The organism is Rheinheimera faecalis (genome assembly GCF_021290965.1).
GTDB classification, from domain to species: domain Bacteria; phylum Pseudomonadota; class Gammaproteobacteria; order Enterobacterales; family Alteromonadaceae; genus Pararheinheimera; species Pararheinheimera faecalis.
Genome location: NZ_JAJOYT010000021.1, coordinates 18,024 through 31,151, shown reverse-complemented (window position 1 = coordinate 31,151; position 13,128 = coordinate 18,024). Strand labels below are relative to the sequence as shown.

Annotated in this window: 12 protein-coding genes; 11 read left to right on the top strand and 1 reads right to left on the bottom strand. The window is 46.2% G+C overall.

The window, feature by feature from the left end; genetic code table 11:
* The first annotated feature begins 371 nt into the window (after window positions 1-371).
* The 7 genes from LSG34_RS20430 to LSG34_RS20400 all read left to right on the top strand — a co-directional run bounded on the left by LSG34_RS20430 (window position 372) and on the right by LSG34_RS20400 (window position 7,971).
* A complete protein-coding gene (locus LSG34_RS20430) occupies window positions 372-1,223 on the top strand; it encodes a DMT family transporter (protein WP_233011180.1) in 852 nt (283 codons plus the stop codon).
* A gap of 141 nt (window positions 1,224-1,364) precedes the next feature.
* On the top strand, window positions 1,365-2,258 hold the full coding sequence (locus LSG34_RS20425) for a hypothetical protein (RefSeq protein ID WP_233011179.1): 894 nt from the start codon (window positions 1,365-1,367) through the stop codon (window positions 2,256-2,258).
* A gap of 388 nt (window positions 2,259-2,646) precedes the next feature.
* A complete protein-coding gene (locus LSG34_RS20420) occupies window positions 2,647-3,165 on the top strand; it encodes a Rid family hydrolase (protein WP_233011178.1) in 519 nt (172 codons plus the stop codon).
* Between the two features lie 210 nt (window positions 3,166-3,375).
* On the top strand, window positions 3,376-4,650 hold the full coding sequence (locus LSG34_RS20415) for an efflux RND transporter periplasmic adaptor subunit (RefSeq protein ID WP_233011177.1): 1,275 nt from the start codon (window positions 3,376-3,378) through the stop codon (window positions 4,648-4,650).
* 50 nt (window positions 4,651-4,700) lie between these two features.
* The gene (locus LSG34_RS20410; protein ID WP_233011176.1) at window positions 4,701-5,405 is read left to right on the top strand and encodes an ABC transporter ATP-binding protein; all 705 of its coding nucleotides are present in this window, start codon (window positions 4,701-4,703) and stop codon (window positions 5,403-5,405) included.
* Between the two features lie 9 nt (window positions 5,406-5,414).
* Window positions 5,415-6,725, top strand: a complete 1,311-nt coding sequence (locus LSG34_RS20405; RefSeq protein WP_233011175.1) for an ABC transporter permease — start codon at window positions 5,415-5,417, stop codon at window positions 6,723-6,725.
* A 10-nt stretch (window positions 6,726-6,735) separates the two neighbouring features.
* Window positions 6,736-7,971, top strand: a complete 1,236-nt coding sequence (locus LSG34_RS20400) for an ABC transporter permease (protein ID WP_233011174.1) — start codon at window positions 6,736-6,738, stop codon at window positions 7,969-7,971.
* Window positions 7,972-8,163: 192 nt separating this feature from the next.
* Here LSG34_RS20400 and leuE read toward each other — a convergent pair whose 3' ends face one another.
* The gene (gene leuE, locus LSG34_RS20395; protein WP_233011173.1) at window positions 8,164-8,808 is read right to left on the bottom strand and encodes a leucine efflux protein LeuE; all 645 of its coding nucleotides are present in this window, start codon (window positions 8,806-8,808) and stop codon (window positions 8,164-8,166) included.
* A 307-nt stretch (window positions 8,809-9,115) separates the two neighbouring features.
* Here leuE and miaB point away from each other — a divergent pair, with 307 nt between their 5' ends.
* The 4 genes from miaB (at window position 9,116) to LSG34_RS20375 (ending at window position 13,128) form a co-directional block, all read left to right on the top strand.
* Window positions 9,116-10,543: a tRNA (N6-isopentenyl adenosine(37)-C2)-methylthiotransferase MiaB gene (gene miaB, locus LSG34_RS20390; RefSeq protein WP_233011172.1), complete on the top strand. Its 1,428-nt coding sequence runs from the start codon at window positions 9,116-9,118 to the stop codon at window positions 10,541-10,543.
* Window positions 10,544-10,596: 53 nt separating this feature from the next.
* On the top strand, window positions 10,597-11,667 hold the full coding sequence (locus tag LSG34_RS20385) for a PhoH family protein (protein WP_408636179.1): 1,071 nt from the start codon (window positions 10,597-10,599) through the stop codon (window positions 11,665-11,667).
* A gap of 3 nt (window positions 11,668-11,670) precedes the next feature.
* Window positions 11,671-12,132: an rRNA maturation RNase YbeY gene (gene ybeY / locus LSG34_RS20380; protein ID WP_233011171.1), complete on the top strand. Its 462-nt coding sequence runs from the start codon at window positions 11,671-11,673 to the stop codon at window positions 12,130-12,132.
* Window positions 12,133-12,249: 117 nt separating this feature from the next.
* Window positions 12,250-13,128 (top strand): HlyC/CorC family transporter, encoded by an 879-nt coding sequence (locus tag LSG34_RS20375; RefSeq protein WP_127026567.1) that lies wholly within the window; start codon window positions 12,250-12,252, stop codon window positions 13,126-13,128.

Below are 13,128 nucleotides of genomic sequence, written 5' to 3'. Positions count from 1 at the left end.
ACCTGGTTATACCAGATCACAAGCCAGCGTTAACGAATTGATAAAGATTGATTCATCAAAACCAACCACTACAAGCTAGGGCCAAAAGCGTGCTGGCACATTATTACTTTTGTCTGGCCTGTTATTTTTAGGTTGGCACACTCTAAGTTTCTAAATTAGCTTGCATTTCCTTCTTCAGCAACAAATAAATGTGCCTGTTTTATGGTTTATAGCAAATAACACTGTGGATTCATCCATATTCACCACCAAAGGGTAGAGCTGGGGTTTCAGTACGGCATTGGTTGAAACAAATAAGCTGCTGACTATAAAGGTCGCCCCTACATTTTGTACTCTGCTATACTGCGCGCCTCTTCGAAATACTGTGATTGTTGATGCAACCCAATCTGCTGAAAGGCGCATTATTGCTGTTACTGGCTGAAGCTTGTTTTGCCGGTATAGGTGCTTTAGTCAAACTGACCAGCGACAGTGCCAGTCATGCCCAAGTAGTATTTTTCCGCAACTTTTTTGCTTTGCTGGTGATGCTGCCCTGGCTTTGGGTGCAGGGCAAACAACTGCTCTACACCAAACGCTGGTATCTGCATTTAAGCCGCTCCGTTACCGGCATTATTTCGATGTACTGTTTCTTTTATGTCATCAGCCAACTGCCTTTAGCGCAGGCCATGGTGGTGCTGTTGATGTCGCCCTTTATAGTGCCACTCATAGCTAAATTCTGGTTAAAAGAAACGGCCAGCCGCCTGACCTTATTCAGCATAGCGCTGGGCTTTGGCGGTGTACTGCTGGCTTTGCCTATTGCCACAGGAGGTGGTGCTTTTTACCTGTTTTTAATAGCACTATTGTCTGCCGTGTTAGTGGCTGTTACCAAAACTACCATTCGTTATATGTCCGACACTGAACCTGCAGCACGTATAGTCTTCTACTTCTCTTTGCTGACCGCCATTATCTCCTTTGTTCCTGTGCCTTTTTACTGGCAAGAATTACCAGCTATTGCCTGGTGGGCTTTTGGGTTTATGGGCGTATTAGCAGCTATAGGCCAAATGGCGATGACCAAAGCTTATGCCCTGGCACCAGCTTCAGATATTGGCATCTGGACCTACAGCTCTGTGATTTTTGCCGGCCTCTTTGGTTATTTATTCTGGTTTGAACCTGTCACTATGAGTTGGTTTGCTGGCGTGGCTATTATCTTTTACGCTGGGTATATCAGTACCAGACAACGTTTGTGGTAAACAAAGTACAAGCAATCTAATGCCACTACAGCAACAATTATCGCAACAAACACCATGATAATTTAAACAAAAAATTGACAAATAAAACAAAAAAGGGACACTCAAAACTGGAACAAAAAAAACAATATGAGGACAATTTAAATGATGCGTAAGATTTTGCTACTTGGAATAGCACTGTTTTTTTCGGATGTTGCGTTGGCAAACCCTTGCTTTAACAGCCTGAAACAAGGCTCAGCCGCCTGCACAAGCTACAGCTACGATACTCTGAATATTTACTTTAAAGACAGCAATAACAAAGAACAGCAGTTCTTAGCTAAACGTGTTCGTGATAAAAAAACAGGCCGGCTATTGCATGTTGATTATGATTTTATTATCAATTGCTCTGTGGCATGTGGCAATGTAAAAGACGTCACAACCAGTGCTTTATGGGATTGGCGCACAGCATATCTGAACAATAAGTTTTATCAGAAAGTACCTTATGTGTGTGACCCCACAGTGGAGAAGTGCTGCAATACAACAGGCTGCAATCAAATTTATTCAGACCCGGTTACTGATGAGTTCAATGCAATGGAAAGCATGGCAACAACTCAGACAGACCAAGGGCCAATGGCTTCTGCTACTCCAAAAAAAGGCAGCATGATAGACAAGCCTCTTCAAAGAACTGAAAGCGCGTCGAATATAATGGATAACATAATCAGAAATAGTCAAAATGGTCCGGAGTTACAAACCGAGGCAGCAAAAGCTTCAGTGCAGGCCCCATTGTTTTATATGAGAATAAGCACCTCTGGCGGTTCTTCCCTTTGTATGGTTAGCGGAGCGGATTGCATTGAGATATCAGGATATGTGACTCAATCTGATTCTATGGCTGATGTCTCAGTGCGACATAACTACGGACAGGACACAAACCGACATATAGAACGGTTCTTAGAAAGTTACTTTATCGATAATAAACAACTTATTTGTTACAAAAGCTCAGCTGGCTGTGGTGATGATGCCAGCAGTTGCAGCGTTGTAATGACATGTAAAAAGCAATAAAACTTTTTAAGCAAATCTAAAGCTGGCCTTGTGCGGGAAAGGCTGCTCATTAACAACGAGCAGCCTTTCCCAGATGTAGATGGTATTGCCAATACGTCTATCAGCAAACTGAGCCTATGTCTCTGTAATCTTTGCTGGTTTGTTTGGTTATTTTGGTCCGAACCTGTCCCCATGAGCTGGTTTGCTGGTGTGGCTATCATCTTTTACGCTGGATATATCAGTACCAGACAACGTTTGCGGTAAATCATTGTCGATCGATACACCTACTTATTCAGGCAGAGCTTAAGGCTTCGCTGTCCCGCATCTGCTGCCATTTATCCCAAATCAAAGACAAGTTCTCCGAAATCCCCCTCAGACTGAACGTAGTTTTCACTCTATGAGGTGTTTTATGTCCGTTATGAAAACCACCCTGCTTAGCCTGGCGCTGTTAAGCACTGCTTTAATGGCTCAGTCTGGCGAAGAAGCTATTCCTACTGTGGATGGATATGTCTATATCGACAGCGCCAATGCAAAAAAAGCCTATGAAGAATGGCATTACTCACCAGCACGCAGCTCAGGCGATTTAGTGTTTTTCTCAGGTGTGATTGCAGGCGCTCCGGCTGAAGGTGCCACGCCTGAAATATTCAAAAAGAATTTACGCCGGGCCTTTGGCAATCTAAATACCTTGTTGAAACAAGCAGGCCTTGAGCCTGAACATGTGGTGAAAATGAATAGCTACCACCTGTTCAGAAGTCCGTTGTTTAAAGGCACGAAAGAAGAACATATAGCAGCGGTAATGGCGGTAAAAGACGAGTTTTTTAAAGCCCCTTACCCTGCATGGACGGCTGTGGGCGCTGCGGAATTATTTGCCGATCGGGGTTTAGTCGAAATCGAAATTATTGCACGTAAACCAGCTGCCAAGCCTTAGCACAGACATAATAAACATCAGGTTTTTCTAAAAAGCACTGATCGGGCGACCATAAAGGTCGCCCCTACGCCTTAACAACCAACAGTCCGGTTTTCAATCCGCAAAATTTATTTTAATTCCGTTCAAACCTTTTTTCTTCCACTTACGACTCATTGGTAATAGCGGCATTTTTTTAATGCCTTATCAAAGACGCACAGTGCAGGAAAAACCATGAAAATAGCGGATACCAGCAGCCAGGATGAACGGCTGGCACCAAAAAAAACCAATAAAAAAATCTGGGTAGCAGGCTCAACCAGCCTGCTTCTGGTATTGCTGTTATGGCAAATTATTCCGGCAGCGCGCAGCTGGTCGCAGTCGGATATGTCGGTGTCTTTATCACGTGTGCGGCTGGATACAGTTAAAACCGCAGATTTTACCCGCGATATTTCGGCTCAGGGTCAGGTGGTGGCTGCGGTCAGTCCTAAGCTGTATGCCACAGCTGAAGGCACCATAAGCTTATTGCTTGATGCTGGTACTGAAGTCAAACAAGGTGATGTCCTGGCCATTATCGACAGCCCAGAGTTGAACAACAGATTACAGCAGGAACAAGCCACTTTTTATAGCCTGGAAACCAGCCATAACCGGCAAAAAATCTTAGCGAAAAAGCAACAACTGACGGATAAAAAAGCCGTGGATATAGCGCAGATGACGCTCACCACAGCGGACAGAGAGAAACGCCGTGCCGACCAGGGTTTTGAAAAAGGCGTGATCAGCAAATTAGAACTGGAAAAAGCGCAGGACGATTTAGAAACCGCCAAAGTACAGCATCAGCACGCCGTTGAAGATGCCCGCCTGAATAAAGAAAACCTCGATTTTGAAGTGCAAAGCCTGGCGCAACAGTTAGACCGTCAACGTTTGCTGGTGGAAGACTTCCAGCGTCAGGTTAATGGCCTGCAGGTGCGTTCTCCGGTGAATGGTTTATTGGGTAATCTGGCAGTAGAAAACAAAACCTATATCACTAAAAACCAGCTGATTTTATCCGTGGTGGATTTAAGCCAATTTGAAGTGGAAATTGCCGTACCAGAAAGTTATGCCAACGATTTAATCATTGGTCTGCCCGTCGAAGTCACAGCGGAGCAGAAGCTGTATATGGGCAAACTGGTGACTATTTCCCCTGAAGTGTTCGAAAATCAGGTCAAAGGCCGGGTACGTTTTACCAAAGAAGCCCCTCCTGCCCTGCGTCAAAATCAACGCTTAAGCAGCCGTATTTTGCTGGAGCACCGTGAAGGCGTGATGCAGGTGGCTCGTGGTCAGTTCCTTGACAGCAGTAATGGCAAATTTGCCTACAAGGTCAGTAATGGCATGGCCATCAAAACTCCAATTGAACTGGGAGCCCGCAGTCTGAACTCAGTCGAAATTCTGGCTGGCTTACAACCAGGCGATCAAATCATAACCTCTGGTACCGATATTTTTAACGGTGCCAGTACAGTGCAGCTTAACCAATAAATAAACCAACACACCATCAACCGAATTTATAACCAGGGCGGGAAAGTTTTATGCTAACTATGAATAAAATCAGTAAATCTTTTATCACGGACGATGTGGCCACTCATGCGCTGCGTGATATTCAGCTGCATGTCAACGAAGGCGACTTTGTCAGTGTGACAGGCCCTTCAGGCTCAGGCAAAACGACCTTTTTAAATATTGCCGGTTTGCTGGAAACCAGCACCAGCGGCGAATACCTGCTGGACGGTGAAGACATAGCCAAACTAAACGACAGCGGCCGTTCCCGCATGCGAAATCAGAAAATAGGCTTTATTTTCCAAAGCTTTAACCTTATTCCGGATTTAAATCTGTTCGACAATGTGGATGTACCATTGCGTTACCGTGGTCTGAACACAGCTGAGCGCAGAAAACGCATTGAACACCATCTGGATCAGGTGGGTTTAGCCTCAAGAATGAAACACCTGCCAAGCCAGCTATCCGGTGGTCAGCAGCAACGTGTGGCTATAGCCAGAGCTTTGGCGACGTCACCTCGCTTTTTACTGGCGGATGAGCCCACAGGTAACCTTGACAGCCAGATGGCACAAAGTGTGATGAGTCTGCTGGAAGACATCAATAAAGCCGGCACCACCATTTTAATGGTAACGCACGATCCAAGTCTGGCCGCCCGAGCTAAACGTCAGATTTATATCAAAGATGGCCATGTCAGCGAGCTGACCAACAAAAACTCTAACCTGCATGTGGTTGGCGAAGCTTAAGGAGCGGCTATGTTTTCTTATTATCTGAAGCTGGCGTATTTGAGCTGCAAACGCACCTGGGGCATGACGCTGTTGATGGTCTGTGCCATAGGTTTAGGTATTGGTGCGTCCATGACCACTATTACAGTGAACTACCTGATGTCGGCTAACCCTATTCCGCAGAAAAGTGAGCAGCTGTTTTTTGTGCAGATGGACAGCTGGGAGCCAAACAACCCTTACAGCGATGACGGTGATGCCCCAGAGCAAGTGACTTACCGTGATGGTACTTACTTATGGCAAGCCCAAAAGGCCAAACGTCAGACTATTCAAACCGGTATGTCAGCGGTGATAGAACCTGCGGATAAAGAAGTGCTGCCATTTATGGTACAGGGCCGCGCCAACAGTGCCGATTTTTTCCCCATGTTTGATGTGCCTTTTTTATATGGCAGTGGCTGGGATCATCAGGCTGACTTAAAAAAAGAACGGGTCATCGTCATCAACGCTGAATTAAACGAACGTTTATTTGGCGGCAAAGACTCCACAGGCCAAACCGTTCGTATGGCAGGCGAAGACTACAAAGTGACAGGGGTGATCGACAGATGGAACCCTAAGCCTAAGTTCTACGATATCAGCACTGGTGCTTTTAATGACGTGGAAGAAGTCTTTGTACCTTTTAGTTTAATTACCGAACAAAAATTCAGTCGCTCCGGCAATACCAACTGCTGGAAACCTTCAGAATCCGGCTTTCAGGCCTTTTTAGACTCAGAGTGTATCTGGCTGCAATTGTGGGTGGAATTACCGACAGAGCAGGACAAACAAGATTACTTAAGCTTTATGAACGCCTATGCCAAAGAGCAACACCAATACGGCCGCTTTGCCCGAACCGACAACAACAAATTACGGGATGTAATGCAATGGCTGGAAAATCAGCAAGTTGTGTCAGACGACGCCAGCATGATGATGGCAATGTCTTTGATGTTCTTGCTGGTGTGTTTACTCAATACCGTAGGTTTATTGCTGGCGAAGTTTTTAGGCAAAGCTTCAGAAATTGGCGTGCGCCAGGCTTTAGGGGCCAGCCGTAACGATTTGTTTATTCAGCATTTAATCGAATCAGGCTGTATAGGTTTGGCCGGTGGCTTGTTAGGTTTAGTACTGGCTATTTTGGGGCTTGAAGCCATCAAAGTGATGTACGGCGACTGGATCCGAGATTTAGCTCAGCTGGATTTCACCTTGGTAGCTATGGCGATAGGGCTGGCGGTTCTCAGTGCTTTATTAGCCGGTTTATATCCCACATGGCGTGCCTGTCAGGTGCAGCCGTCCGTTCAGTTAAAAAGCCAATAAGGAGTTTGCCATGTTAGAACTATTAGCCCGATTGGAACTGGGGCCCATATTCCGCGCTTTAATGCGCAATAAAATTGGTGCTTTACTGATCGCCCTGCAAATAGCCCTGACCCTGACCATTATGGTGAACGCTATCTTTATGATGCAGGAGCGTAGCCAGCAAATGGCCAGACCCAGTGGTTTGGATGAAACCAATACTTTTTATCTGAGCAATACTATTTTTGCGCAGAATTACAATACACAAACAGCTTTGCAGCAGGACTTGCAACGTATCCGTCAGACGCCAGGTGTTGTGGCTGTGACTCAAATCAACGCTATCCCCCTAAGTGGTGGCGGCTGGTCTATGGGTTTACAAACCAAACCGGGTGATGATCTGGAAGGCACAGGCACAGCAGTGTATATGGTGGACGAACACGGCATCGAAGCATTAGGGGTAGAGCTGATTGCAGGCGAAAATTTCCAAAGCTCAGATATTGTCTGGCGTGAAGTGGGCAGTACCAAATGGCCACCTAAAACTATTATTACCAAGGCCTTAGCCGAAGCCATGTTTGAAGGCGATTGGAAAAAAGCCTTAGGTAAAACTGTCTATATCGACAACCATCAGCCAGTGCAAATTAGCGGTATTATCAATGGCCTGCAGGCACCATGGAATGGCTGGAATGGCGTGGAACGTAGCATGCTGGTACCTCAACAACTGGACGGCAAAGGCAGCAGGTATTTTATCCGCACCGAATCAGGCCGTCGTGACGAGCTGATGCCTGTGATTGAAAAAATGCTGGCCGACAGCGACAGAGGCCGGATTATCCGCAATGTCACCAGCATGCAGCAAACCCGTGACGAAAGTTATCAGGAGCATCAGGCCACCAACACTATTCTGCTGACTGTCATTATTGTGCTGACGCTAATCACAGGCTTTGGCATTGTTGGTCTGGCTATGTTCAGCATTAACAGACGCACCCGCCAAATCGGCACCCGCCGCGCTTTGGGCGCCAGCCAATGGCAAGTGATGCGCTACTTTATGCTGGAAAACCTGCTGATAAGCTTCGCTGGTGTGATACTAGGCGCAGCAGGAGCAGTGGGGTTAAATATCTGGCTGGTGGCGACTTTTAGTATGAGTCCATTAAGCCCGGTATTGCTGGTAATAGGTGTAGTAGCCTTGCTAATTGTAGGCCAGTTAGCGGTCAGTTACCCGGCCTTAGTGGCTTCGAAAATTTCGCCTGCTACGGCAACAAGAGGACGGGCTTAGAAGTTTTGTAACAACTCCCTGGTAAGTCAAAAGTGACCAACCTTTCCCTCAGCTTTTTTGTCCTTCGGCTGAGGGATTTTTGTTTTTAGCTCGGAAAGAAGCTACACCAACAGAGCTCTGAATATCCCCCGTTAGGATGCACCTTAGGTTGTTGTAAAGATTTTTTAGTCGCAAGAGAAATTGTTAAAAGCTTTACGCCAAAGCCAATCTCACCGCAAAACCGGTAAACAAAAGCCCTAACATTAAATTCCCTGCTTGCCCTGCTTTGGGTTGGCCTTTGAAGAAACTGGCTATGGCCGCACCTGCGTAGACTAAAGTGGTCAGGTAGAGCAGGCTGATTATTTCCAGTACTACTGCCAGCACCAGATAAGGCACCCAGTTTGGGGTGAAGCTGGAATCGATAAACTGGATGAAAAATGACAGGAAAAACAAAATGGCTTTTGGGTTAGTCAGGCTTAATAACAACGACTTGCGAAACACTGAAGCGCAGCTGGCTGCGGCTACTACCACTGGTCCCCCGGCACCTTCGCTGGCTTTAGATTGGCGCAAACTTAATAAAATTTGTACGCCTATATACAGCAAATAGGCAGCGCCTAAGTAACGTATCCAGCGGAACAACTCTGGTGAGGCTAATAGCACAGACGCCAGACCAAGGTAAGACAACAAAATCAAAGTGGCATCACCCAATAGCACAGCGGCAAGTGCACACCACGCGTGCTTTGGTCCCTGCACCATGCTGGTTTTCAGCACAAACAGACTATTTGGCCCAGGCATCAATATAATCACTACCACACCGGCCAAAAAGGTCCAAAACTGAATTACACCAAAACTTTCCATCATTATCCTCTGAGCGTTATCTTTACTGGCTCTGTGCTGTTGTTTATCTATAAATATTATCAGGCTAGTGGCTTATAAAAGTCACTGCAATTTAACGGGGAAACTGATAAAACGCAGCGAAAATGAGTCACTGCAAGCAACTTCGCCTCAGACTATGCCGCAAAAGTTACTTTGCAGATTTTTTAAGTTCGATTTAAAAGGTCACAAATCCTCTCCAGACCGATCCACTGCTGGCACTTCAGGCCCTACTAGGATAAAATGCGCGTCCTTTTTCTTAGCGTTAACTTTTTTACGGGCTACAACACAAATGGGCAAAAAGCTGCACATTAAGACCTGGGGCTGCCAGATGAACGAATACGATTCATCCAAAATGGCAGACCTGCTGGATGCAACTCATGGCTACACTCTGACTGAAGATGCTGCTGAAGCGGACGTGATCCTGCTGAACACCTGCTCTATTCGTGAGAAGGCTCAGGAGAAGGTATTCCATCAGTTAGGTCGCTGGCGTCCGCTGAAAAAGAAAAATCCGGATTTGATTATTGCGGTCGGTGGTTGTGTGGCATCTCAGGAAGGCAAAGCCATTCGTGAACGTGCGCCTTATGTGGATATCGTATTCGGGCCACAAACTCTGCACCGTTTGCCTGAAATGATTAACTCAGTGCATGGCAACAGATCACCAGTGGTTGACGTGTCCTTCCCGGAAATCGAGAAGTTTGACCGTATGCCAGAGCCAAAAGCAGACGGCCCTACCGCTTTCGTGTCTATTATGGAAGGCTGTTCTAAGTACTGTACCTTCTGCGTAGTACCTTACACCCGTGGTGAAGAAGTCAGCCGTCCGCTTGATGATGTCTTACTGGAAATTGCCCAGTTGGCAGAACAAGGTGTACGTGAAGTGAACCTGTTGGGTCAGAACGTCAACGCCTACCGTGGTGAAACTTTTGATGGCGAAATCTGCCATTTCTCTGAGTTACTGCGTTTAGTAGCGGCCATAGACGGTATTGACCGTATTCGTTACACCACATCGCATCCTGTTGAATTTACAGACGATATCATCGAAGTGTACCGTGATGTGCCTGAGCTGGTGGATCACCTGCATTTACCTGTGCAATCCGGTTCAGACCGCATTCTGGCGCTGATGAAACGTAACCATACGGCGATAGAATACAAGTCGAAAATTCGTGCGCTGAAAAAAGTGCGACCGAATTTATGTATGTCGTCTGACTTTATTATCGGCTTCCCCGGCGAAACCGCAGAAGACTTCGAAGCCACTATGGATCTGATCAAAGCGATGAACTTTGATATGAGCTTCAGCTTTGTCTACAGCGCCCGCCCTGGTACTCCGGCTGCCGATTTACCGGACGATGTATCGGAAGATGAGAAAAAACAACGTCTGTATGTGCTGCAAGACCGTATTAACCAGCAGTCATTACAAATTGCCCGTGCTATGCTCGGCACTGAACAACGTATTCTGGTCGAAGGTCCGTCGAAAAAAGACATTATGGAGCTGACCGGACGTACGGAAAATAACCGTGTGGTGAACTTTGAAGGCTCACCAGATATGATTGGTCAGTTTGTAGATATTTTAGTGACTGATGTCTTTACCAACTCATTAAAAGGTAAAGTGATCCGCACTGAAAAAGATATGGATTTACGTCGTGAAGTATCGCCACAACAAATTCTGGCAGCTAAAGCGGCAAAAACAGACGAATTGGGAGTGGCAACTTTTACTCCTTAAGCAGACATCTTCACTATGCTATGGCTCAGTTCATTCGAGCCACAGCATAGTATTTGATACGAGACAAAGCATTGGATAATCCGATCACTAGCTTAGAATTTTCTCTCTCCCCTTTTGAACCTCAGCGTCTGGCTTTTTTATGGGGCCCCTTTGACGATAACTTACGTCAGATTGAACGCCGTTACCGTGTGCAGGTGTCTTACCGCGACAACCAGTTGCGTTTAGTGGGCTTAACTGACCAGCTTGAACCGGTAAAACACATTATCGAAACTCTGTATGGCGAAACCGCCAATGCCCAGGGCAAAGCAGTACCTTTAAGCCCGGAGCAAGTGCATATGGTGATCCAGCAACAGCAGCAGGAACCCACAGAGCAGCAGTTTGACGAAGAACAGGTCAGCATTAAAACCAAAAAAGGTGCAGTTAAAGGCCGCAACGCCAATCAAAGTGCTTATGTGCGCAATATTCAGCGTCACGACGTGACTTTTGGTATTGGTCCTGCCGGTACAGGAAAAACCTATTTGGCTGTGGCTTGTGCTGTAGACTCGCTGGAAAAAGGCGAAGTGCGCCGTATAGTTCTGACCCGCCCAGCGGTGGAAGCCGGCGAAAAATTGGGCTTTTTGCCCGGTGATTTAGCCCAGAAAGTCGATCCTTACCTGCGGCCTTTGTACGACGCTTTATTTGAAATGTTAGGTTTTGAAAAAGTAGAAAAGTACTTAGAGCGTGGAGTGATTGAAATTGCGCCTCTGGCTTATATGCGTGGCCGTACCTTAAGCGATGCTTTTATTATCCTAGATGAAAGTCAGAACACCACGGTTGAACAAATGAAGATGTTCCTGACCCGTATTGGCTTTAACGCCAAAGCCGTGATCACAGGCGATATCACGCAAGTGGATTTACCCCGTGGCCAGTACTCAGGCTTAAAACATGCGATGGATGCTTTGTCCGAAGTGCCTGAGCTGAGCTTTAACTTCTTTAAAGCTAAAGATGTGGTACGCCATCCTGTGGTACAAAAAATTGTTATGGCGTACGAAGCTTTTGAAGAGAAAAAGCAACAAGCGCTTGAGGCTGAAAAACAAGCTGCAAAGCAGGCCGCCCAAGCTGCAGCCAACACGAGTAAAGACTAAAACATGAGCATTACCCTGGATTTACAGCTGGCAAGCGAAGCGCAAAACCTGCCTACAGAAGCGCAATTTCAGCAGTGGCTGGAAGCAGCTATTCTGCCGTTTCAGGAGATCGCAGAAGTCACAGTGCGCATTGTGGACGAAGAAGAAAGTCAGCAATTAAACTTTGATTATCGTGAAAAAGATAAACCGACCAACGTACTGAGCTTTCCTTTTGAGCTGCCACCAGGTGTGGAAGAATTGCCATTATTAGGTGATTTAGTCATTTGTGCTCAGGTGGTTGCCGCAGAAGCAAAAGAGCAAGGCAAAGAGTTACATCATCACTGGGCTCATATGGTGGTGCACGGTTGCTTGCATTTATTGGGCTTTGACCATATAAATGACGCAGATGCTGAAGAAATGGAAGCAGAAGAAATTCTGATTTTGCAGCAATTGGGTATAAAGAACCCTTATATTTTAGAAGATTAACTGGTATTTTAATTCTTTGCGTACCTGAAGCTGCAGCTGTACTGACATTGATGTCTCGCTGCAACTCACATGACTTTGGGTATTTTCTTTTTCACTATTTGGAGCTTAAGTTCACTCATGGGTGACGACCATTCCCACTCTAGTCGGGGTTCTGCCGCAAAATCGTGGCTGGATAAAATAGCAGCGATTTTTACTGCAGAACCACAAGATTTATCTGATCTGGTTGAAGTGATCAATGAAGCGGCCATGCGCAAGCTGATTGATAACGACACTCAAAGTATGTTGCAAGGTGTTTTGGATGTATCCAAAATGCGCGCCCGCGACATTATGGTGCCCCGCTCTCAAATGGCCACCATAAACATTGACCAGTCCCTCGAACAAATGATGCCGCTGCTGCTGGAGAATAACCACAGCCGTTATCCTGTGGTCAATGAAGACAAAGACCATATCGAAGGCATACTGCTGGTTAAAGATTTACTGCAACACACCTTACAAGGCAACACCGAATGGAGCCTGCGCGATTTATTACGCCCTGCTGTCATTATCCCTGAAAGTAAAAGAGTGGATGCCTTATTAAAAGAATTCCGCCAGAAACGTTACCATATGGCCATAGTGGTCGATGAATACGGTGGCGTGTCAGGCCTTATTACCATTGAAGATATCCTTGAACAAATTGTCGGCGAAATCGAAGATGAACACGACGATGAAGAAGATGTCGATATCAAAAAAATGGCCAGCCATGTCTATCAGGTCAGTGCTTTAACCCCTGTGGATGAGTTTAACGAAAGTTTCGGCACAACCTTCGATGAAGAAGAAGCCGGCACCATAGGCGGTATTGTGCTGCATGCTTTTGGTCATATGCCGGAAAAAGGCGAAACCATTGAACTGCAAAATCTGACCTTTAAAGTCAGCAAAGCCAATAACAGAAGGCTGGTGCAGTTGCAGGTGATCCGCGCTAAAACTGCCGCAGAAACTTCAGCGCTACAGAAGGACTAA

Excerpts from the sequence above, each read along its gene's own strand:
- LSG34_RS20405 (WP_233011175.1), top strand. The coding sequence starts at position 5,415 with ATGTTTTCTTATTATCTGAAGCTGGCGTATTTGAGCTGCAAACGCACC.
- leuE (WP_233011173.1), bottom strand. The coding sequence starts at position 8,808 with ATGGAAAGTTTTGGTGTAATTCAGTTTTGGACCTTTTTGGCCGGTGTG.
- LSG34_RS20430 (WP_233011180.1), top strand. The coding sequence starts at position 372 with ATGCAACCCAATCTGCTGAAAGGCGCATTATTGCTGTTACTGGCTGAA.
- LSG34_RS20375 (WP_127026567.1), top strand. The coding sequence starts at position 12,250 with ATGGGTGACGACCATTCCCACTCTAGTCGGGGTTCTGCCGCAAAATCG.
- LSG34_RS20420 (WP_233011178.1), top strand. The coding sequence starts at position 2,647 with ATGTCCGTTATGAAAACCACCCTGCTTAGCCTGGCGCTGTTAAGCACT.
- LSG34_RS20410 (WP_233011176.1), top strand. The coding sequence starts at position 4,701 with ATGCTAACTATGAATAAAATCAGTAAATCTTTTATCACGGACGATGTG.
- LSG34_RS20415 (WP_233011177.1), top strand. The coding sequence starts at position 3,376 with ATGAAAATAGCGGATACCAGCAGCCAGGATGAACGGCTGGCACCAAAA.
- miaB (WP_233011172.1), top strand. The coding sequence starts at position 9,116 with ATGGGCAAAAAGCTGCACATTAAGACCTGGGGCTGCCAGATGAACGAA.
- LSG34_RS20425 (WP_233011179.1), top strand. The coding sequence starts at position 1,365 with ATGATGCGTAAGATTTTGCTACTTGGAATAGCACTGTTTTTTTCGGAT.
- ybeY (WP_233011171.1), top strand. The coding sequence starts at position 11,671 with ATGAGCATTACCCTGGATTTACAGCTGGCAAGCGAAGCGCAAAACCTG.
- LSG34_RS20400 (WP_233011174.1), top strand. The coding sequence starts at position 6,736 with ATGTTAGAACTATTAGCCCGATTGGAACTGGGGCCCATATTCCGCGCT.